Below are 22,143 nucleotides of genomic sequence, written 5' to 3' on the forward strand. Positions count from 1 at the left end.
GGGGGTGACCGAGGGGGACGGGCCGGCGGTCGGGCCTTCCACCACGTGCCGTTCCAGGTTGACCTGGGCCTGCCCGGTGCCGCCGACGGTGATGTCGTCGTACGCCTGGAGCATCTTCTGCTGGTCGAAGTAGAGCACGCTCATCGACAGCGGGGTCGGCTTCTCACCCTCCAGGCCGCGCAGCCCGGCGCCGCCGGTGGAGCCCTCCACCATCAGCGTGGTGGGCTGCTGCCCGGGCGCCTGGGGCAGCTTGGAGATCTGCCGGGCGTGGGTGTGCCCCGCCAGCACCAGCGGGCAGGTGCCGGCGAGCGGCCCGGCCGACGCCGGGTCGTGCACCAGCGCGATGTTCACCGGTCGAGGTGAGCGGCGCACGGTGGTGGCCAACTGCTCGCCGGCCCCGATCACCTGGTCGGCCACCTGCTGGGTCAGCCCGCTGCCGGCCGGGGACGTGTTCTTGTCCGGGGTGAAGCGCGGGTCGCCGATGCCGGCGATGGTCAGCCCGGCGACCGTGGTCGTCGAGTTGTTCAACACGATCGCGTTCGGTTGGCGGGCCACCGCGGCGCCGGTACGCCCGGAGTCGTGGTTGCCCCGGATGAAGACGTACGGCTTCTTCAGCAGGCCGATCGAGCCGACGAAGGACGCCTCCGGCTCGCTGCCCCAGTCGGTGATGTCCCCGGTGTCGATCACCACGTCGATGTCGAACTGCTCGACCACCGTCCGGATCAGCTGCCAACCGGTCGGGTTGAGGTGCATGTCGGAGACGTGCAGCACCCGGGTGGTGCCCGGGGCCGGCTCGTACACCGGCAGCGCCGACACCGTGGTGTAGAGCTGGCTGACGTTGCCGACGATGCGTTGCAGCTGCTCGGCGTACTTCGTGTAGTCGTTGGCGATCCGGCGGGCGTCACCGACGATCGCCGGCGCGTTGACCAGCAGCCCCTCGTAGCGCGGCTCCTCGATCGCCTGCGGCCGCAGGGTGGCCGCCGCCGTGCCGAGGCTGCCGGCGGTGACCAGCAGCGCCAGCCCGCCGGCCCAGGCGGTACGCCGCACGTCGCGGAAGGCCAGCCCGGCCAGGATCAGGGTGACCAGTACCGCCGAGGCGAGAGTCCGCAGGCCGAGCCGCATCACCCCGGACCGGACGTCCTCGACGGCGCTCTGGCTGGCCCGGCTGATGCTGGCCGGGTCGTCGAGCAGCGCCTCGGTGCGCCCCTGGTCCAGTGCGCCCAGTCGTACGGTGAGCTGCGTCGGCCCGTCGTGGCTGTCGAGCAGCAGCGCGCCGAGCGGCGGCACGTCGACGGTGGTGCCGCCCGCGCTGGCGGGAGTGAGGGTGAGGTTGGCCCGGAACGGGCCGATGTCGGTGTCCACCCGGCCGCCGGCGAGCACCCCGAGGACCGCCCCGGCCAGGGCCACGGCGAGCACGGCGAGGATGACCGCGGTGCGGCGCACGGGACCGGGCCGGCCGGCCGGTCGACCCGCAGACCGCCGCGACGCGGCACCGGTCACCGGCTCGTCCCGGTCACCGGCGTCGTCGTGCTGCTCGTCGTGCTGCCCGTCCATGCTGAGAGTCTGACCTGCCCGTCGGAGGATCTTGGCAAACCTGACCGGATGGTGACGCGAATCAGCTGCGACCGCCGTCGCCGCCGGCGAAGACCACCCGCAGGAGACGGTCGTCGTCGGCCGCCGGGTCGCCCCGCCCGTCGTGGTTGGAGGTGCTCACCCAGAGCGACCCGTCCGGCGCGGCGGCCACCGCTCGCAGCCGGCCGTACCGGTTGGTCAGCAGCTCGCTGGGCTGCCCGAGCAGCGTTCCGGTGTCGGTCAGCTCCATCACCCAGAGCCGCTTGCCGCGCAGGCAGCCGGTGACCAGCAGCCGGTCCGTGGCGGCCAGGCCCGAGCAGGACGCGTCCGAGGTCCCCCACTGGGTGATCGGGTCGGTGTACCGCTTGTCGCCGGCCCGCCCCTCGACCTCGGGCCAGCCGTAGTTGCCACCCTTGGTGATCTGGTTGATCTCGTCCCAGGTGTTCTGGCCGAACTCGACGGCGTACATCCGTTTGGCGGCGTCCCAGGCGAAGCCCTGCACGTTGCGGTGCCCCAGGGACCAGACAGGGGAACCGGGGTACGGATTGCCCGCGGCGGGCTTGCCGTCCCGGGTGATCCGCAGGATCTTGCCGCCGAGGCTCTTCACGTCCTGGGAATTCGGGCGTTGGCCGGCGTCCCCCGTGCTGACGTAGAGCTGCCCGTCGGGGCCGAAGCCCAGCCCGCCGCCGTTGTGCACGTTGGCCTTCGGGATGCCGGTGAGGATCGGGGTGGGCTGCCCGCCGAGCTGCAACCGGACGACCCGGTTGTCCTGGTCGGCGGTGTAGTAGACGAAGACCGTCCGGTCCCGGTCGTAGCCGGGCGAGACGGCGATGCCCAGGAGGCCGCCCTCACCCGCCGCCGCCACGTCGGTGATCGTGTGCACCACCCGGATCCGCATCCCGTCCGGCCCGGACTCGGGCCCGACCTGGAGAATCCGGCCGCTGTCCCGTTCGGTGACCAGCGCCCCGCCGTCGGGCAGGAAGGCGATGGCCCAGGGCACCCGCAGCCCCTTGGCGAGCACGGTCGCCACCGCCTGCTGGCCGGCGCCGCCAGGGCTGGCCGACGTCGACGGGGTCGGCAGGTTGGGCGGCTCACCGGCCGGGTCCGGCTCCGGCTCGCCGAAACTGCAACCGGCGGTGAGGAGCAGCGCCGCGCAGGACGCGGCGAGGGCCACCCGGAGGCGGCGGATGCGAGAGTACGGGGGACGGGCGCTCACCCGGCCCAGGGTAGCCCGCCGGCCGGCTCGGCCGGGCCCGACGGGATCCGAACGGCCGCCGGCGGCGGCGCCGGTGATCCCGGATGGACCGGTCAGCGGGCCCGTACGGCCAGCAGCGCGGTGTCGTCCGCACGGTGCCCGATCGAGGTGAGCAGCAGGTCGCACAGCTCGTCGAGGGGCAGCGTGTCGGAGCCGGCCAGCCGGGCCACCAGCTCGGCCAGCCCGTCGTCGATGGGCCGGTCCCGCCGTTCGATCAGCCCGTCCGTGTAGAGCAGCAGCGTGTCGCCGACGGCCAGGCTGGTCGACCGGGTGGTTCGCCGCGACGGGCGAGCCAGGCCGAGCAACGGCTCCGGCGGCGCTTCGAGGATCTCCACCGCCCCGCCGGCGCGGACCAGCATTGCCGGCGGGTGCCCCGCGTTGCACCACGTCATCTCCCGGACACCGGAGCGCTCGGGACAGATCCGGACCAGCGTCGCGGTGGCCGGGATCGGCAGCCGCAGGCCGCGCATCGCGCCGTCCAGGTGGGTCATCAGCTCGCCGACGGTGTCCTGTCGGCCGAACGCGTTGCCGCGCACCAGGTTGCGCAGCTGACCCATGGTCGCCGCCGCCTCGATGTCGTGCCCGGCGACGTCCCCGATCGCGACGATCAGATCCCCGTCGGGTTGGACGAACGCGTCGTACCAGTCGCCGCCCACCGCCACCCGGTCGGCCGCCGGCTGGTAGCGGGCCGCCAGCTCCAGCTCCGCCACGCCCGGCAGCCGCGGCAGCATGCTGTGCTGCAGGACCTCGGCGACGTGCCGCTGTTCGCCGTACATCGAGCTGTTGCCGATCGCCTGTCCGGCCCGGCGGCCGATGTCCACCGCGGTGAGCAGGTCGCGGTCGTCGAACTGCTGGCGCTGAGGGTCGTTGACGAGGGTGATGGCACCCAGCACGGTGCCGCCGGCGGCCCGCACCGGCACGCTCAGGTACGAGGCGATGCCCAGGCGGCGGGCGATCGTCGCCATCTCCGGGTGCGTGGTCCCCCGGGTGACGTCGGCCAGCGAGGCCACCTCACCGAGGCGGGGCTGGCCGGTCCGCAGCACCGCCCGGATGATCGAGTCGGCGCTGAGCCCGGTTCGCAGCAGCGTGGCGAAGCGGTCGACGTCCGCCGTCCGGGCCGGATCGCGGTGCACGGCGACGACCTCGCGGGGCTGGCCGGTCGGCCCGACCAGGGTGAGCAGGCACCAGTCGGCGAGCAGCGGCACCATGGTGGCGGCGAGGCGGCGCAGCGCGGTGCCCACGTCCAGCGTGCCGCCCAGCGTCTCGCTCACCCCGGCGAGGAGTTCCAGCCGTTCGTGCGCCTGCACGACCAGTCGGCGGTCCTCCCGCGCGCCGTCCAGCGCGATCCGCAGCCGCAGCTCCGACGAGCAGGCGGCGGCCAGGTCGGCCAGCGTTCGCAGCTGCCCGGCGGTCCAGACCCGTGGTTTGCTGTCGATGGCGCAGAGCGACCCGAGCACCCGGCCGGAGAGGTCGGTCAGGGGCATCCCCGCGTACGCGACCACGCCGAGGTCGTCGATGGCGGGGTTGTCGCGTACCCGGGGGTAGAGCCGGGCGTCCGGCAGCACCATGGGCACCTCGATGTCCACGACGTGCTGGCAGAACGAGTGGCTCAGTGGGGTGTGCCGGCGTTCCGCCCAGGGCTCCGGCAACCCGACCGCACCCGGGAAGAATTGCCGGTCGTCGGAGACCAGGGAGACCAGCGCGACCGGCACGTCCAGCAGGTCGCTGACCAGTCGGGCGAACCGCTCGAACGCCTCGTCCGGGGCGGCGTCCAGCCCGGTGTCGGCGAGCGCCCGCAGCCGTGCCGGGTCGCTGAGCGCCGCGGGTGCGGCGATCGCGGGCCGGGGGCGGGCGGGGGAGCTGTCGGTCATTGCGAACCTGTCTGCCGGGGTGGAGGCCGAACTGGGATCCGGGGCTTCGTTATACCGCGCCCGCGCCCGGCCCTAACATCGTTGTGCCGAGGCTCGCTCGCCCCCGCGCCGCCACCCGAGGCTCCCCGTTTGCCGCCGTGCCCGCACCGTCCGTCGTGACGGAGGCTATCGTCGGCGGACGTGAAGGTATGGATCCCGCACCAGGCCGGCCTGGACCTCATCGGCGAGCTGCCCCCGGACGTGACGGTGGAGGTCGTCGAGCACGCCGACCGGTTGCCCTCGGCGGTGACCGACGTGCGGTTCTGGGTGCCACCGTTCCTGGCCGGCTCGGACGCGACCGCCCTGCTGCACGAGCTGCCCGATCTGGCGGCGGTGCAGCTGCTCTCCGCCGGGGCGGACGCCTGGGCCGGCCGGATGCCGGCGGGCGTCACGCTGTGCGACGCCCGAGGCGTGCACGACCCGTCCACCGCCGAGTGGGTCGTCACCGCGATCCTGGCCCAGCTGCGGGCGTTCCCGGCCTTCGTCCGGGCGCAGGCCGACCGGCGGTGGGCCTTCCAGGAGGTCGCCCCGACCGACGAGCTGACCGGCAAACGGGTGCTCATCGTCGGGGCCGGGTCGATCGGCACCGCGGTACGGGACCGGCTCGCCCCGTTCGACGTCAGCTTCACCCTGGTGGCGCGGACCGCCCGGCCCGCGCAGGGGGTGCACGGCGTCGACGAGCTGCCCCGGCTGCTGCCCGAGGCCGACGTGGTGGTGGTGCTGGTGCCGCTCACCGACGCGACCCGCGGCCTGATCGACAAGGAGTTCCTGGCCGCGATGCCGGACGGGGCGCTGCTGGTCAACGGGGCTCGGGGGCCGGTGGCCCGTACCGAGGCGCTCGTCGCCGAGCTGGGCACCGGCCGGATCTCGGCGGCGCTGGACGTCACCGACCCGGAGCCGCTGCCCGCCGACTCTCCGCTCTGGACGATGCCGAACGTGCTGCTCACCCCGCACGTGGCCGGATCGGTGCGGGGGCTGCTGCCGCGGGCCTACCGGCTGGTCGGCGATCAGGTGCGGCGGTTCGCCGCCGGCGAGCCGCTGATCAACACGGTGGTCGACGGGTACTGACGGGGCCTCAGCCAGCCGTGTCGGGCAGTTCCTGGCCGGTGGCGGAGACCAGCCGGGGCAGGTCCGCGCCGCGTACCGCCGGCAGGACCACCTGCTGTCCGTCGTCGAGCCGGGCGACCGCCCGCCCGCGCGGGTCGGTGACCAGCTCGACGACCCGGTCCCAGCCGATCCGGCGCTGCCCCGCCAGTGCCCGCAGGCGCAGCTCCCGGGCGTCGGCGTCGGTGCCGGCCCGCCAGGCCCACACCCCGACGGCGAGGGGGACGAGCAGCACCGGCAGCAGGTACGTCCGGGCGTCGGCCAGTGGCAGGGCACCGATGAAGGCGATGACCGCGGCCACCAGGATGGCTTGGTTGTACCGGAAGCGGACGGTGTCGGGCTTACTCACCCTCTGATGATCCCACCACCGGCCGGTCGGGCTCCCGGCGGGCGGTGCCCGGCCGGCCGTCAGGCCGTACAGTGACACGGGTCACTGGCTTCGCCGGGTGACCGACACGTAACCGATCTGGCCGCCGTTCGTTCTCGATTGTTGGGCAGTGGACCCGCAACGTCCGGTGCCCCTCACCGCCGCACCGCCCCCGTGCCCCCTCACGAAGGCGACCGCCGTGCTCCTCGCGTACCCGTTCCGCCTCCTCGTCCCCCGCCGGGCCGCACCGGAGGCCGCCGTGTCCGCGGCGGTGGCGCTGCTCGTCCTCGCCGGTGCCGCTGACCTGGTCCCGACCTCGGTGGTGATCGCCCTGGCCGGTGGCGCGGGCGCCACGCTCGCCGGGGTGCGGCTCTCCCGCCTGGCGACCCGCCGTCCCGCCGAGGCGTCGCCCGCCGAGCTGCCGCCCACCGAGGTGACGCCCACCGACCCGTCGACCGCCGAAGCCTGGCGCGCCGATCCACCGTCCGGCGGGCCGGCCACCGCCGATTCCGCCGCCACGGTGCCGTCGGCGCCCACGCCGTCCGCGGCGCGCGCGGGTGCGGCCGATGGGCTCCCGGTGGCACGTCCGGTCGGACGAGCCGCCCGGCGGCGTGCTGCTCGACGCGCGGCGGGCGTGCTGCTCGACGCGGCGGTGGTCGCGGCCGGCCTCACCGCCGCCGTGCTGCCGCTGGCCGACACCGGGCACCGCGCCGCCGCGCTGATCGGGTTCCTGGTCTCGGCGGCCCTGTCCGCGGCCGGCCTGCGCCGGCTCCCCGGCCGGACACGGCCGTCGGCCCGGCTCCGGCTGCGTCACCTGGTCGAGGCGACCGGCCCGGCCGTGGGGCTGGCCCTCGCCGCCTGGCTGCTGCTGCCCCGCGATGTCCTGCCGGCGCCCACCCGGCTGGTCGCGGCGCTGGGGCTCGGCGGGCTGGGGATGGCCGCGCTCAGTGCGCTCACCGGCCCGCACCGGCGCTCGGGGGCGGTGATCTGCCGGGGTGGAGTTCTGCTCACCCTGGTCGGCCTGGCGCTGCTGGCCACCCTGCCGCCCGCGCCGGCCGGTCGGGCGGCTCTGGTGGCCGTACCGCCGCTGGTGCTCGGGATGCTGCTCACCGCGTTCGGTGCGCGCGACGCGATGGATGCCGTCGCTGTGGAGGCGGCGGGTAGGCCCGCCGCCTGGCCCCGGTCGGTGCTTCCGGCCGCGTTGCTGCTGCTGGCGGCGGGTCTGCATCTAGGCGCCGGCCGTTCGCCGGACCGGATGAGCGTGCTGCTGGCCGTGGCCGCGGTGCCGCCGCTGGTGCTGCGTGAGTTGCTGCGCTCCGGCGACGCGGCCACCCCTGATCGCCGTGCCGCACACCGCCGGCGTGCCGGGCGGGCCGTCCGCCACCGCCGTGCGACCCGCTGGCTCGGCGCGCCGGACGACGGGCCGGCCACCTCGAACGGCGCCGGCTCGACCTGGTCGCCCGACGGCGAGGTGTCCTGGTCGGCGCTCAGTTCCCGGTCCGCGCCGGCCGGCGCCGGTCCGGGCAACCGCGCGGCCCTGCTGGACGCGCTCGCCGCGATCGGCGACGTGCCGGCGCCGGCCGGCGCGCTGCTGCTGGTCGACCTGCACGGCGCGGACGGGATCGGCCCGGCGGCCAGGGAGGACGTGCTGGCCGAGGCCGTCATCCGGGCCCGCGCCGTCGTCGCGCCCGGCGACCTGGTCACCGGGTGCGCGGGTACCGGCTTCGCGGTGGTCACCGCCGCCGGGCCGGTGCTGGCGTACGCGTTGGGCACCCGGCTGCTGACCGCGCTCACCCCGTCCTACCGGCTGGCCGGATCGGTGCTGCGGGTGCAGGCGAGCATCGGGCTGGCCGAGGTGAGCGGCGCCGGGCCGGCGGACGTGCTGCGCCAAGCCGAGCTGGCCCGGCGGCGGGCCGTGCAGCTGGGCCGCGACCGGGTCGAGTGGTACGACGCGTTCCTGGAGGAGCAGCTGGTTCGCCGGCTCGACCTGGAACGTGAGCTGCCGGGTGCGGTGGCGCGCGGCGAGCTGGATCTGGTCTACCAGCCGGTGCTCGACCTGGCCGGTCGGCAGCCGGTGGGCGCCGAGGCGCTGCTGCGCTGGCGCAGCCCAGTGCTCGGCACGGTGCTCCCGGCCGAGCTGTTGCCGGTCGCCGAGGACCTGGACCTGGTCGGCGAGCTGGAGTGGTGGGTGCTGGACCGGGCCTGCCGCCAGTTGGCCGACTGGTCGGCGGGCACCCGGGAGTTGTGGATGGCGGTCAACGTCACCACCCGGGAGTTGACCACGCCCGACTTCGTGCAGCGGGCCGCGGCCGTGCTGGCCGCGTACGGGGTGTCCCCGGAGCGGCTGGTGGTGGAGGTGGCCGAGCCGAGGGTCGCCGCCGACCTGTCGACCGTGGTGGCCCGGCTGGCCGGCCTGCGGTCGCTGGGCGTACGCACCGCGCTGGACGACTTCCGTGCCGAACACGCCTCGCTGGCCCAGCTGCGCCGGCTGCCGATCGACCTGCTGAAGGTGGGCCCGGAGCTGGTGGGCGCCCGACCGGACGGGCAGCCGCCACTGATCGACGTGGTGGTCAACGTCGGTGAGCGGCTGGGGGTGGAGATCGTCGCCGAGGAGTTGGAGTCACCGGGCCAGGTCGAGGGGGCGCACCGGGCCGGCTGCCGGTACGGGCAGGGCTTCGCGCTGGCCCGCCCGGCGACGGCCGAGCGGGTCGAGGCGTACTTCGAGGAGTTTCCCTCGACGTCCCGCTGACCACCCGCCCCGGGTGAACCGGTTCACCTGGTCCGCGGCGGCGCGGTGCTGCCGCGCGGGGTGAGGTGCGGCGTCTCGTCCTGGACGCGGGTCGCGGTCTGCCCGGCGATGACGGCGAGGAGTTGCCGGGCGGCGTGTGCGCCGTACGCCGGGATGTCGCGGCCCAACGCGGTCAGCGGCGGGTGCACCAGCCGGCAGAGCGGCGAGTCGTCCCAGGCCACGATGGACAGATCGCCCGGCACGGTGAGCCCCATCTCCTGGGCCACGGAGAGCCCGGCGATGGCCATCACGTCGTTGTCGTAGATGACGGCGGTGGGCCGCTGCGCGGAGCTGAGCAGGCGGCGGGTGGCCCGTCCGCCCTCCTCGCCGGTGTAGTCGGACCAGACGGTGACCGCGTCGGTCAGCCCGAGCCGTGTGCACACCGCGGCGAAGGCCTCGGTGCGGATCTCGGTGTGCCGCAGGTCGGGCAGGCCGCCGACCCGGGCGATGCGGCGGTGCCCGAGCGCGACCAGGTACTCCACCGCCTCGGTCAGCGCGGCCGCGTCGTCGGACCAGACGCTGGCCAGGTCGCCGGTGCCGCCCGGCCCGCCGATCACCACCGCCGGCAGCTGGAGCTGTTCGAGCGCGGGGATGCGGCGGTCGTCGGTGCGCAGGTCGCAGACGAGCACGCCGTCCACCCGGCGCTCGCCCCACCAGCGCCGGTAGACCGCGATCTCGGCGTCCTGGTCGGCCACCACCTGGAGGGTTAGCGCGTACGAGCGGGCGGAGAGTTCCGCCTCGACGCCGCTGATCAGCTCCATGAAGAACGGCTCGATGCCCAGTATCCGGGCCGGCCGGCACAGGGCCAGGCCGACGGCCTCGGCGGTGGCGCCGGAGAGCGCCCGCGCGGCGCTGCTCGGGCTGAACCCGATCTCGGCGGCGATGGCCAGGATCCGCTGCCGGGTGGCTTCGGAGACGCCGGGTTGCCCGTTCAGCGCGTACGACACGGCGCCCTTGGACACCCCGGCGCGTCGGGCGACGTCGGCGATGGTCGGCCGCTTCACCGGCGTGCTCCTTCACTCTCCGCCCACAGGGGCCGGGTTTCTGGCTGCCGCGCCACGCTCGGCCCGGTCGGCGCGCCGCGGGGTGTGTCGGCGGGCTCAACCTAGCGCAACCGCTGCCGGCCTCCGACGGCCGGACGCTCGGGATCGAATCGGTCGGCTGATGCAGCGGGCTTGCGCGGTTCAGCGTACCGATGGTCTCTCGGTTTCACGGCCCGGCTCGGTGTGCGGAGGTGTGGCGGAAAGCGCTCAACCACGCCTGTTTGCGCTCCCATGGACGCCTCCGGTCTGATCGGACGAGCGCGCCGTAACAGGCCGTTGACACCCCTGGAACCGGCCCGTACGGTGGCCTCACTTATCCGGTTCAGTCAACGTCTCTCGATGCCGGGAGCGTTCCCACTTGTTCGGAGGATGCCATGAAACGGTCCTGGACCCGGTGGGCCCGCGCGGTCACCGCGGGCACGGTCGGCCTCGCCCTGGTCGCCGCGTGCAGCGGCAAGAGCGGGCAGGATTCCGACGCGGCGGACGGTCAGGTCACCCTGAAGATCAACTTCTGGGGTGACTTCGGCCTCCAGGACCTCAAGACGAAGTACGAGGCGGCCAACCCGAACGTCAAGATCCAGCTGAACTCCGGCGAGTACAACGCCCAGCACGAGGACCTGCAGAAGAAGCTGGTCGCCGGCTCCGGCGCGGCGGACATCGCGGCCATCGACGAGGGCTTCATGGTGCAGTTCCGCAGCCAGTCGGACAAGTTCGTCAACCTGCTGGACAAGGGCGCCGGCTCGTACGAGAGCAAGTACCTGCCGTGGAAGTGGAAGCAGTCGCTCTCCGCCGACGGCAAGACCCAGATCGGCCTCGGCACCGACACCGGTGGCCTGGCCATGTGCTACCGCACCGACCTGTTCAAGGCCGCCGGGCTGCCCACCGAGCGCGACCAGGTCTCCGCCCTCTGGCCCACCTGGGACAGGTTCATCGAGGTCGGCCTGCAGTACACCGGCAAGACCAACAAGAAGTTCATCGACGCCGGCAGCAACCTGTTCAACCCGATCCTCGGCCAGCAGCCGGTCGGCTTCTACAACGAGCAGGACCAGCTCCAGATGGAGCAGGGTCCGAAGGTCGCCTTCGACTACACCATCAAGGCGATCCAGGCCGGCCTCTCCGCCAACCTGGCCAGCTTCCAGGCCGACTGGGACAAGGGCTTCACCAGCGGCTCCTTCGCGGTGCTCGCCTGCCCGGCGTGGATGCTCGGGCACATCAAGGACACCGCACCCGGCACCCAGGGCAAGTGGGACATCGCCGCGGTGCCCGGTGGCGGCGGCAACTGGGGCGGCTCGTTCCTGACCATCCCCAAGCAGAGCAAGCACGTCGACGAGGCGTACAAGCTGCTGGAGTGGCTGGTGCAGCCGGAGCAGCAGATCGAAGTCTTCAAGAAGGTCGGCAACCTGCCCTCGCAGCCTGCCCTCTACAGCGACCCGGCGATCGCGGACTTCACGAACCCGTTCTTCAGCAACGCGCCCGTCGGGCAGATCTTCCCGAAGATGGCGCAGGGCCTCACGCCGCAGTACCTGGGCAAGAAGAACGGCCCGACCCGGGTGGCGGTGGAGAACGTGCTGACGCGTGTGCAGAACAAGACCCTCAAGCCCGAGGCCGCCTGGGCCGAGGCGGTCAAGGAAGCCGAGAAGGCCAGCACCTCCTGAGCCGTCGGCGCGGGGGCGCGCCGGACACCGCGCCGCCCCCGCGCCGCCCGCGTGCGTACCCCGTCTCTTCGGCCCTGGAGTGTCCCGATGTCCACCACCCGCGCCGCGCCCGCGTCGTCGGGCCGCCGAGCCGCCACCGGGCGGCACGGCCACGGCACCGACCCGGACCACCGCCGACCCAGCTGGCGGGACCGGCTGTACCGCTTCGACATGCGCTACATGCCGTACGTGTTGATCGCGCCCTTCTTCCTGATCTTCCTGGTCTTCGGGCTGTTTCCGCTCGTCTTCAACGGCGTCGTCGCGCTGCGCAACTATCGACTGGACGACCCGACGCTGACCGGCTGGGCCGGCCTGGCCAACTTCCGCCAGCTCTTCGGCGACGAGGATTTCTGGAACGCGCTCTACAACACCTTCGGCATCTTCCTGCTCTCGTCGGTGCCGCAGCTGCTGCTCGCCCTGATCGTCGCCTCGCTGCTCAACCGCCGGCTGCGGGCGCAGACCTGGTGGCGGGTGGGCGTGCTGCTGCCGTACGTCACCCCGATCGTCGCCTCGACCATGGTGTTCAGCGTCTTCTTCTCCCGTGACTTCGGGATGGCCAACTGGGTGCTCGGCCTGTTCGGCATCGGCGGCGACGAACCGATCAACTGGCGGGCCGACAAGCTGCACGCCTGGATCGCCATCGCCACGATGGTCAACTGGAAGTGGATCGGCTACAACGCCCTGCTCTACCTGGCCGCCATGCAGTCCATCCCGCGCGACGTCTACGAGGCCGCCGCGGTCGACGGGGCCGGCCCGTGGCGTCAGCTCTGGCGGATCACCGTGCCGATGATCCAGCCGGTGATCGTCTTCACCGTCATCCTCTCCACCATCGGCGGGTTCCAGCTCTTCATCGAGCCGATGCTGTTCGACCTCAACTCCCAGGCCGCCACCGGTGGGCCCAACGGCGAGTGGCAGACCATCGCCCAGCTGATCTACAAGGTCGGCTGGAAGGACCTGAACCTCGGGTACGCGGCCGCCATGAGCTGGGCACTCTTCCTGATCATTCTGGTCGTGGCGGGCATCAACACGCTGTTGACCAACCGACTCTCCGGAGGGCGATCCAGGTGAGCGCCGTCGACACCGCACCGCCCCCGCCGGCGGTCACCACGAGCCGCCGCAGGCGGGCCGCCCTGATGGGCCGCGCGCCGCAGGACACCCCGGCCGGCATCGGGACGTACCTGCTGCTGGCCACCACCATGCTGTTCGCGGCGTTTCCGCTGTACTGGATGTTCGTCATCGCCACCAGCAACGACGAGGCGCTGGCCCAGATCCCGCCCGCGGTGATCCCCGGCGACCGGTTCCTGGTCAACCTGGACGAGGTCTTCTCCCTCCAGGACGTCTACTTCGCCGCCTCGCTGATCAACAGCGTCATCGTGTCGACCGTGGTGACCGCCGCCATGCTGTTCTTCTGCTCGCTGGCCGGGTTCGCCTTCGCCAAGCTGCGCTTCGCCGGCAGCCGGTGGCTGATGCTGTTCGTGGTGCTCACCCTCACCGTGCCGAACCAGCTCGGCGTCGTCGCGCTGTACATCGTGATGGGCAAGCTGGGTTGGAACGGCACCCTGCTGGCGGTCATCGTGCCCGGCCTCGTCACCGCGTTCGGCGTCTTCTACATGCGGCAGTTCATCCTCAACACGGTCCCCGACGAGCTGGTGGAGTCGGCCCGGATGGACGGCGCCACGACGATGCGCGTCTACTGGAACATCGTCCTCCCGGCGATCCGGCCGGCCCTCGCGGTGCTCGGCCTGCTCACCTTCGTGTCCACCTGGAACGACTTCCAGTGGCCGCTGATCACCCTCGGCGGCACCGACTACCCGACCTCGATGGTCGCCATCTCCGACCTGGCCAGCGGCAACTACGTCATCTACCGCCGCGTGCTCGCCGGCGCGTTCGTGGCTACCATCCCTCTGCTGATCATGCTGTTCATCGGTGGACGCCAGATCGTCCGCGGAATCATGGAAGGTGCGGTGAAATCTTGAGCCGACAGGCACTCCACGACGGCTGGACCCTGCGGGCGGCGCCCGGAGCGCAGGTCCCGACGGAGATCGCCGACCGGTCCGTGCCGGCCACCGTGCCCGGCTGCGTGCACACCGACCTGCTCGACGCCGGCCTGATCCCCGACCCCAACCTCGACGACAACGAGGTGGCGCTGGCCTGGATCGGGCGCACCGACTGGAGCTACCGGACGAGCTTCTCCCGCCCGCCGGGCGACCACGACCGGGTCGACCTGGTCTGCGCCGGCCTGGACACCGTCGCCACCCTGACCGTCAACGGTGTCGAGGTCGGCCGCACCGAGAACATGCACCGCGGCTACCGGTTCGACGTCCGTCCGCTGCTGCGCGACGGCGACAACGACCTGGTGGTCACGTTCGACTCGGCCTACCGGTACGCCGAGGCGCAGCAGGAGCGGCTCGGTGACCGGCCCAACGCCTACCCGGAGCCGTTCCACTTCATCCGCAAGATGGCCTGCAACTTCGGCTGGGACTGGGGGCCGACGCTGGTCACCGCCGGCATCTGGCAGGACATCGGCCTGCACGCCTGGTCCACCGCCCGGCTGGCCACCGTCCGCCCGCTGGTCACGGTGGAGGGCCGCGACGGGCGGGTCGAGCTGCACGTCGAGGTCGAGCGGGTCGCGGACGTCCCGCTGACCGTCCGGGCCATCGTCGCCGGCGCCCTCGCCGAGGCGGTCGTTCCCGCCGGCCAGCGCACGGCCGTGCTGACCCTCGCCGTCCGCGAGCCCGCGTTGTGGTGGCCGCGGGGGTACGGGGAGCAGGCGCGCCACCCGCTGGACGTCACCCTGCACGCGCCGGACGGCGACACCCTGGACACCTGGTCCCGCCGGATCGGCTTCCGCTCGGTCCGGCTCGACACCACCCCCGACGAGCACGGCACCCCGTTCGCGCTGTCGGTCAACGACGTTCCGGTGTTCGTGCGGGGGGTCAACTGGATCCCGGACGACGCGTTCCCCACCCGGGTCACCCGCGAACGGCTGGCCGGGCGGTTCGACCAGGCCGCGGCGGCCAACATCAACCTGCTGCGGGTCTGGGGCGGCGGCCGGTACGAGTCGGCGGACTTCTACGACCTCGCCGACGAGCGGGGGCTGCTGGTCCAGCAGGACTTCCTGTTCGCCTGCGCCGCGTACCCGGAGGAGGAGCCGTTCGGCAGCGAGGTGGCCGCCGAGGCCGCCGAGCAGGTCACCCGGCTGGCGCCCCACCCGTCGCTGGTGCTCTGGACCGGCAACAACGAGAACATCTGGGGCTGGCACGACTGGGACTGGCAGGAACCGCTCGCCGGGCGCACCTGGGGGCGCGGCTACTACCTCGAGGTGCTGCCCCGCATCGTCGGTGAGCTGGACCCGACCCGCCCGTACTGGCCGGGCAGCCCCTGGTCGGGCACCGAGGAGATCCACCCCAACGACCCGGCGCACGGCACCACGCACATCTGGGACGTGTGGAACACCGACGACTACATCAAGTACCGGGAGTACGTGCCGCGCTTCGTCGCCGAGTTCGGCTACCAGGGCCCGCCGGCGTACGCCACCCTGCGCCGGGCGCTGAGCGACGAACCCCTCGCGCACGACTCACCGGGCATGGCGCACCACCAGAAGGCGGCCGGCGGCGACGCGAAGCTCCAGCGGGGTCTGGACGCGCACCTGCCCGCCCCGGCCGACTTCGACGACTGGCACTACCTGACGCAGCTCAACCAGGCCCGGGCGATCCAGCTCGGGGTGGAGCACTTCCGCTCGCACCGGGACGTCTGCGCCGGCACCATCGTCTGGCAGCTCAACGACTGCTGGCCGGTCACCTCCTGGTCGGCCGTCGACGGTGACGGTCGGCGCAAACCGCTGTGGTACGCGCTGCGCCACGCGTACGCCGACCGGCTGCTCACCGTCCAGCCCCGTGACGGCGGTCTGGCGCTCGTCGCGGTCAACGACGGCGGCACGCCCTGGCGGACGTCGACCTCGGTGACCCGGCTGACCCTCGCCGGTGAGCCCCGGGCGAAGACGACGATGGAGCTGGACGTCCCCGCGTACTCGGCGGTGACGCTGGCGCTGCCGGCGGAGCTGGCCCGGCCGGAGGAGGAGCGGCGGGAACTGCTGGTCGCCGAGGCGGGGGAGAGCGCCGATCGGGCGCTCTGGTTCTTCGCCGAGGACCGCGACGTCGACTGGCCGGCGGCGGCCTGGGACGCGACGGTCGAGCCGGTCGACGGCGGGCAGCAGGTCCGGGTCACCGCCCGCACGGTGCTGCGCGACCTGACCCTCTTTCCGGACCGGCTGGAGCCGACGGCCTCCGTGGACGATGCGCTGGTCACCCTGCTGCCGGGCGAGTCGGTCACCCTCACCGTGCGCGCCGACGCCGCGTTGGACCCGGCGGCGCTGACCGCCCGCCCGGTGCTGCGCTGCGTCAACGACATCGCGTCGCCCTAGCGTCCCCCCAGGCGCTCGCGACCGCCGGTCGCTCCGCCGGGGCCAGCGGTCGGATGAGCTGATACCTCAGAGGTATTTTTATGCCTCTGAGGTATCACGCTTCACGGGGGACCGCGCGCCGACATGGCGCGCCAGGATGCGGCAGCGCTGTTCGTCTGCTTTGCATCTGGGCTCTATGTCTCGCTTGGTGGACCATGCTGGCCGTCAGCGATTTCCTGCATCCCAGGTACGGTGAATTCTGGGCTGTCCTGAGAAGAGATCGCTGTCGAGACCAGGCTCGCCGCGACCGGTTGCACAGGTTGGACGTCCTCAGGGGAACGAAGCCGTGGTGGCGCCGGCATCCAGGGTTTGAGGTTCTGGATGACCTGTTCGTAGAAGTCGTCAACGACGTCCGATGACCGCGCGCTGTCGCGTTCCGGATAGCAGGGGCCGCGGCGGCCGGGCGGGACCGTTTCAATGACAGACATGTGGGAGACCAGCGGCACAGCGGCGGCGAAGGCACTCATCCTGACGTCGATCCCGGTCGGCGCCGTCGGTTTCCTCGTCACCGGCTGGTGGGCGATCGTCCCGATCGTCGCCAACCTCGTCCTGCTCGCCGGCGGCGGCGTTCTGTGGTGGTGGGAGGCCCGGCGGAGGCGGCGCTGGTCGCAGTTACACCGGGTTGGCGTCCCCGATGCCGTCGAGGATCCCGCTGGCTACGGCGGCGCCGTCAATGACCTGGAGGATTCCGAGTCGCTGGTGTTGGCCTCGCGGCGGGTCCGCAGGCATCAGCTGACGTTGTCGACGACCAGCCGGCTCCGCCAGTACGGAATGCGGCGGTCGGTCACGGACGAGCCGGCCCGGGGCGCCAACGACCTGACGATGGTGGCGAACACCCTGACCGAGATCCAGGGCGTGCTCCAGTCGGCGCAGCGGCACGCCCGCCGGGAGCAGCTGTGGTGGTTGGTCGCGGGGCTGGCGGCGTCGGTCCCGATCGGCGTGGCCATCAACCTCGCCACCGGATAGGTAACATGCTGCCGGATGATCACCGAACATGTTCGAGACGCGGCGGTGACGGCGTTCGTCTTCGGTTTCTTCGCCTCCAGCTGGTTCGGCTGGGCGCAGGAGGCGCCCCCGAAGCGGTGGCGACCGGTGCTGATCGCCGGGTCGGTTCTCTCGCTGCTCACGGCTGCCGCCGGGGCTCTCCTCGGCTGGCGTCACTGGTCGGACGGCACGGTCTTCGACGACGACACCGGCCGTACCTTCGGCATCGTCGTCGGCATCGAATTTGGCGTTGCCGCCCTCGGCGTCGGGTTGCTCGCCCTGCTACGGCGCCGTGAGCTGAGCGCCCCCTGGGTCGCCCTCGTCGTGGGACTGCACCTCTTCCCGGTCGCGGCGCTGCTCGACTACCCGCTGATCCATGTCGTCGCCGCGCTGGTCACCGTGGTGGCCGTCGCGGCGGTCCCGGTCGCCCGGGCCCGCGCGGTGACGGTGAGTGCCGTGGTCGGGCTCGGCACCGGCGTCGTGCTTCTGGCCGCCGGAGTGTCCTCGCTGCTCATCGCACTGGTCGCCTACTGAGACCCGAGGCCTACTCCGGGACCCGAGGCCTACTCCGGGACGCGGCGGTAGGCGCCGTCGCTGGCCGAGGTGGCCATCGAGGCGTACGCGCGCAGCGCCGCCGAAACCGGCCGCTGCCGGTCGGTCGGGGTGTACGGCTTGTCGCGCTTCTCCTCGGCCACCCGTCGCGCCTCCAGTTCGTCGGACGGCACGTTCAGCTCGATGGACCGGCCCGGGATGTCGATGACGATCTCGTCGCCCTCGCGGACCAGGGCGATCAGCCCACCGGAGGCCGCCTCGGGGGAGACGTGCCCGATGGAGAGCCCGGAGGTGCCGCCGGAGAAGCGGCCGTCGGTGAGCAGCGCGCAGGAACGGCCCAGCCCGCGGCCCTTGAGGAACGAGGTGGGGTAGAGCATCTCCTGCATGCCGGGGCCGCCCTTGGGCCCCTCGTACCGGATCACCACCACGTCCCCGGCGACCACCTGCTTGGCCAGGATCGCCGTCACCGCGTCGTCCTGGGACTCGTAGACCTTCGCCGGGCCACGGAAGGTCAGGCAGTCGTCCGGAACGCCGGCGGTCTTCACCACGCAGCCCTCCGGCGCCAGGTTGCCGTGCAGGATGGCCAGCCCGCCGTCGGCGGAGTACGCGTGCTCGCGGTCCCGGATGCAGCCGCCGGCCGCGTCGGTGTCCAGCGACGACCAGCGGTTGGTGGTGGAGAACGGCTCGGTGGTGCGCACCCCGCCCGGCGCGGCGTGGAACAGCTCGACCGCCGTCGGCGTCGGCGATCCGCCGCGCACGTCCCAGTCGGTCAGCCACTGCGCCAGCGAGGGCGAGTGCACGGCGTGCACGTCCCGGTTGAGCTGCCCGGCCCGGTCCAGTTCGCCGAGGATCGCCGGGATGCCGCCGGCCCGGTGCACGTCCTCCATGTGGTAATTCGGCGAGTTCGGCGCGACCTTGGCCAGGCAGGGCACCCGCCGGGAGATCGCGTCGATGTCGGCGACGCCGAAGTCCAGCTCCGCCTCGCGGGCGGCGGCGAGCAGGTGCAGCACCGTGTTGGTGGAGCCGCCCATCGCCACGTCCAGGGCGACCGCGTTCTCGAAGGCGGCCTTGGAGGCGACCGTGCGGGGCAGCACCGAGTCGTCGTCGCCGTCGTACCACCGCTTGGCGATCTCCACGACGGTGCGGCCGGCCTCGACGAAGAGCGACCGGCGCGCGGCGTGGGTGGCCAGCGTCGAGCCGTTGCCGGGCAGCGCCAGCCCGATCGCCTCGGTGAGGCAGTTCATCGAGTTGGCGGTGAACATGCCGGAGCAGGAGCCGCAGGTCGGGCAGGCGGAGCGCTCGATCTCGCCGAGCTGCTCGTCGGTGACCGCCTCGTTCGAGGAGGCGATCATCGCGTCGATAAGGTCGATCTTGCTGTGCACGACGCCCTCGATCGCCATCGTCTTGCCGGCCTCCATCGGGCCACCGGAGACGAAGACGGTCGGGATGTTGAGCCGCAGCGCGGCCAGCAGCATGCCGGGGGTGATCTTGTCGCAGTTCGAGATGCAGACCAGGGCGTCCGCGCAGTGCGCGTTGACCATGTACTCGACCGCGTCGGCGATCAGCTCCCGGCTGGGCAGCGAGTAGAGCATGCCGCCGTGGCCCATCGCGATGCCGTCGTCGACCGCGATGGTGTTGAACTCCCGCCCCACCCCGCCGGCCTCGGCCACCGCGTCGGCGACGAGGCCGCCCATGTCCTTGAGGTGTACGTGACCAGGCACGAACTGGGTGAAACTGTTGGCGATGGCGACGATCGGCTTGCCGAAATCGTCGTCGGTCATCCCGGTGGCCCGCCACAGGGCCCGGGCGCCGGCCATCGTCCGACCGTGTGTGGAGGTCCTCGACCGCAGCTCAGGCATGCGTACCAGCATGACACCGCCCGCGCGTCGGCCGTGCCCAGCGGGCGCCGTGTCCCAACAGATGCACACCAGGTCCCCACGGCGAGCGCGCATCCGGCACTCTTGAGTGCGTGCACTTCCCCCCGGGCATGGTCGCTGTGGCGGCGCTGAGTGTGCTCGTCGCCGCTGCCGCCGCCGCACTGCTGACCGTGGTCGCCCGGCGGCGCACCGGGCCCCGCCGCCCGGCGCACGTGCTGCTCGTGGCCGCTGCCGGCGCCGCCCTGCTCAGCCTCCTGGTCGGGGTGTGGAGCGTGCTCGCCATCGGCGAGCACTGGGCGCACGAGCAGGGGCAGCGAACCGGGTGGGCCACGGCGGTGGCGATCGGCACGGCGGTGAGCGGGCTGGCCTTCGCCGCCGGCCTGCTCCGGCTGCCCGGTCTGGCCGCGACCGCGGCGGGGACCGCCCGGCTCGCCCTGGACGGGTTGATCATGGCTGCCGCGCTGTGGTTCGTCGGCTGGGTGCTCTTCTCCGAGCCCACCCGACTGCTCGGCGCCGCCACCCCGATGGCCTGCCCGGCGATCCTGCTGGCCACGGTGAGCGCCGCGCTCAGCGCCGGGCTCTGCGTGATCGTCGTCTTCCGGGCCGCCGCCCCGCGTCGGCGGCTGGCCGCACTCGGCGCCGGCATCAGCGCGGTGACCAGCGGCGGGCTGGGTCTCGCCGCCGGGCTCTGCCAGGCCGGCCCGAGCATGGCGCTGACCGGCGCGGCGGTGCTCGCCGCCGGTCTGCTGACCGTCGCGCTCGCGGTGCACCGCGCCGACCGGCCGGGGCAGGTCGACCTGGACCTGATCGGTCGCGACGGCGAGTACGCGATCGCCCCGATGCTGGCGATGGCCGCCTCCGCGATGTACCACCTCCTTCAGGACGGCCGGTTCACCGCGGCGGGCATCGTCGCCGGCAGCGTGGAGGGCTTCGCCCTGGTGGCCCGGCAGTACCTGACCCTCAAGGACGTCCGCAACTACGCCGACCGGCTGGCCGAGCGGGAGGCGCACTTCCGCGAGCTGGCGCACACCGACCCGCTGACCGCGTTGGCCAACCGGCGCGGGCTGCTGCGCGCGCTGCACGACAGCGCGGCGGCGGGCGCCCCGTGTGTGCTGCTCGGTCTGGACCTGGACGGCTTCAAGAACGTCAACGACATGCGCGGCCACGACGTGGGCGACGCCGTGCTGGCCGAGGTGGGTCGGCGGCTGCGCGGCAACCTGCGTCCCGGCGACGTGGCGGCCCGGCTCGGCGGCGACGAGTTCGCCGTGCTCATGGCGGGGCGGCCCGCCGACGCGGATCGGGTCGCCGAGCGGCTGCTCGGAGTGCTCAACCGGCCGTACGACCAGCCGGAAGGGCCCGTCTTCCTGTCGGTGAGCATCGGGGTGGCCGGGTGGGCCGGCGAGCCGGACGTGGAGTTGCTGCTGCGCCATGCCGACCTGGCGCTGCGCTACGCCAAGCAGCGCGGCAAGAACCGGATCGAGCGCTACGACGCCAGGTACGACCAGTTGCTGCGCCGGCGCACCACGCTGGAGCACGAGCTGCGCGGCGCCATCGACCGCGACGAGCTGCGGCTGGCCTTCCAGCCGGTGGCCTCGCTGCCGTCGGTGCGGCCGGTCGGCGCCGAGGCGCTGCTCCGCTGGCACCATCCCGAGCTGGGTAACGTCCGCCCGGACGAGTTCATCCCGCTGGCCGAGGAGTGCGGCATGATCGCCACCCTCGGCGCCTGGGTGCTGCACCAGGCCTGCTACCAGCTCTCCCGCTGGCTGGCCGACGGGCACGACGTCTGGGTCTCGGTCAACGTCTCCCCGCGCGAGCTGCACGCCCCGGAGTACGTGGTCCAGGTCGCCGAGGCGCTGCGCGCCCACCACGTGCCGCCGCAGCGGCTGGTGCTGGAGGTCACCGAGCACGCGGTCGCCACCGACCTGGACGAGCTGATCCGGCGGCTCACCGCGCTGCGGCTGACCGGCGTACGGATCGCGCTGGACGATTTCGGCGCCGGCTACTCGTCACTGGGGCAACTGCGCCGGCTGCCGATCGACATCCTGAAGATCGACCACAGCCTGGTCGCCGAGCACGAGCCGGTCCGCCCGGTCGGCGCGGACGGTCCGGCGTTCGCGCCGATGGTCGACATCGTCATGCGACTGGGCCACCAGCTGGGGCTGGAGGTGATCGCCGAGGGGGTCACCACCCCCACCGAGCTGGCCGCGGTGGTGGCTGCCGGTTGCCGGTTCGGCCAGGGCGCGCTCTTCGGCTGGGGCGTGCCCGCCGAGCACCTGGAGGCGATGTTGGAGGCGGCGACCTCGCCGGGCGCGCGTCCCGCCCCGCTGCCCACGCCACGCCGGGTTTCGGGCGGGTCCGGGCAGGTCATCCCGGTGGCCGAGGGCGCGTCGCCGCCCGACGCGCCGCGCTCCGTTAACCAACATGTGGGATCAGTTGACTCATCGCGTGAGATGCGTCAGGCTTAGCCGCATGTCGTCGTACCGGTCGCTGCGAGTACTTACCTGAGCGCACTCTCCCTCATCGAGAGTGCGCTGG

Annotated in this window: 15 protein-coding genes; 9 read left to right on the forward strand and 6 right to left on the reverse strand. The window is 72.9% G+C overall.

Translation table 11 applies throughout. The features are described from left to right. The 3 genes from EAD89_RS05555 to EAD89_RS05565 all read right to left on the reverse strand — a co-directional run. On the reverse strand, positions 1-1,554 hold a 1,554-nt coding region (locus EAD89_RS05555), incomplete at its 3' end, for a metallophosphoesterase (protein ID WP_121674967.1). A 61-nt stretch (positions 1,555-1,615) separates the two neighbouring features. Next, positions 1,616-2,788, reverse strand: a complete 1,173-nt coding sequence (locus EAD89_RS05560; RefSeq protein ID WP_121674968.1) for a sorbosone dehydrogenase family protein — start codon at positions 2,786-2,788, stop codon at positions 1,616-1,618. 92 nt (positions 2,789-2,880) lie between these two features. Beyond that, positions 2,881-4,698, reverse strand: coding sequence for a GAF domain-containing SpoIIE family protein phosphatase (locus EAD89_RS05565; RefSeq protein WP_121674969.1), 1,818 nt, complete (start codon positions 4,696-4,698; stop codon positions 2,881-2,883). 180 nt (positions 4,699-4,878) lie between these two features. Between EAD89_RS05565 and EAD89_RS05570 the strand changes: the two genes are divergently transcribed. Then, a complete protein-coding gene (locus tag EAD89_RS05570) occupies positions 4,879-5,805 on the forward strand; it encodes a 2-hydroxyacid dehydrogenase (protein WP_121674970.1) in 927 nt (308 codons plus the stop codon). A 7-nt stretch (positions 5,806-5,812) separates the two neighbouring features. Here the strand turns inward: EAD89_RS05570 and EAD89_RS05575 are convergent, their stop codons facing one another. Further along, on the reverse strand, positions 5,813-6,190 hold the full coding sequence (locus EAD89_RS05575; RefSeq protein ID WP_121674971.1) for a PH domain-containing protein: 378 nt from the start codon (positions 6,188-6,190) through the stop codon (positions 5,813-5,815). A 217-nt stretch (positions 6,191-6,407) separates the two neighbouring features. On the opposite strand from EAD89_RS05575, the gene EAD89_RS05580 reads away from it, so the two are divergent. Next, a complete protein-coding gene (locus EAD89_RS05580; protein WP_233578222.1) occupies positions 6,408-8,957 on the forward strand; it encodes a GGDEF domain-containing phosphodiesterase in 2,550 nt (849 codons plus the stop codon). Between the two features lie 23 nt (positions 8,958-8,980). On the opposite strand, the gene EAD89_RS05585 is transcribed toward EAD89_RS05580, so the two are convergent. Further along, complete coding sequence (locus EAD89_RS05585) at positions 8,981-10,000, reverse strand: LacI family DNA-binding transcriptional regulator (protein WP_121652846.1); 1,020 nt, start codon at positions 9,998-10,000, stop codon at positions 8,981-8,983. Positions 10,001-10,413: 413 nt separating this feature from the next. On the opposite strand from EAD89_RS05585, the gene EAD89_RS05590 reads away from it, so the two are divergent. The 6 genes from EAD89_RS05590 to EAD89_RS05620 all read left to right on the forward strand — a co-directional run bounded on the left by EAD89_RS05590 (position 10,414) and on the right by EAD89_RS05620 (position 17,713). Continuing rightward, a complete protein-coding gene (locus EAD89_RS05590; protein WP_121674972.1) occupies positions 10,414-11,694 on the forward strand; it encodes an extracellular solute-binding protein in 1,281 nt (426 codons plus the stop codon). 87 nt (positions 11,695-11,781) lie between these two features. Continuing rightward, positions 11,782-12,801 carry a carbohydrate ABC transporter permease gene (locus EAD89_RS05595; protein WP_121652844.1) on the forward strand — a complete coding sequence of 340 codons (1,020 nt, stop codon included), beginning with the start codon at positions 11,782-11,784 and terminating at the stop codon, positions 12,799-12,801. Positions 12,802-12,866: 65 nt separating this feature from the next. Beyond that, positions 12,867-13,709, forward strand: a complete 843-nt coding sequence (locus EAD89_RS05600) for a carbohydrate ABC transporter permease (RefSeq protein ID WP_089021695.1) — start codon at positions 12,867-12,869, stop codon at positions 13,707-13,709. Further along, positions 13,706-16,156 carry a glycoside hydrolase family 2 protein gene (locus EAD89_RS05605; RefSeq protein ID WP_121674973.1) on the forward strand — a complete coding sequence of 817 codons (2,451 nt, stop codon included), beginning with the start codon at positions 13,706-13,708 and terminating at the stop codon, positions 16,154-16,156. The genes EAD89_RS05600 and EAD89_RS05605 overlap by 4 nt, the downstream gene beginning before the upstream one ends. Positions 16,157-16,612: 456 nt before the next feature. Further along, complete coding sequence (locus tag EAD89_RS05615; protein ID WP_158610714.1) at positions 16,613-17,161, forward strand: hypothetical protein; 549 nt, start codon at positions 16,613-16,615, stop codon at positions 17,159-17,161. Positions 17,162-17,176: 15 nt separating this feature from the next. Beyond that, positions 17,177-17,713, forward strand: coding sequence for a hypothetical protein (locus EAD89_RS05620; protein WP_121674975.1), 537 nt, complete (start codon positions 17,177-17,179; stop codon positions 17,711-17,713). 29 nt (positions 17,714-17,742) lie between these two features. Here EAD89_RS05620 and ilvD read toward each other — a convergent pair whose 3' ends face one another. Next, positions 17,743-19,590 carry a dihydroxy-acid dehydratase gene (gene ilvD / locus EAD89_RS05625; RefSeq protein WP_121652847.1) on the reverse strand — a complete coding sequence of 616 codons (1,848 nt, stop codon included), beginning with the start codon at positions 19,588-19,590 and terminating at the stop codon, positions 17,743-17,745. 110 nt (positions 19,591-19,700) lie between these two features. Between ilvD and EAD89_RS05630 the strand changes: the two genes are divergently transcribed. Next, positions 19,701-22,073 (forward strand): bifunctional diguanylate cyclase/phosphodiesterase, encoded by a 2,373-nt coding sequence (locus EAD89_RS05630; protein WP_121674976.1) that lies wholly within the window; start codon positions 19,701-19,703, stop codon positions 22,071-22,073. The last annotated feature ends 70 nt before the right edge of the window (positions 22,074-22,143 follow it).

Origin of the sequence: Micromonospora sp. BL4, from assembly GCF_003667505.1 — a bacterium.
In the GTDB taxonomy this organism is placed as follows: domain Bacteria; phylum Actinomycetota; class Actinomycetes; order Mycobacteriales; family Micromonosporaceae; genus Micromonospora.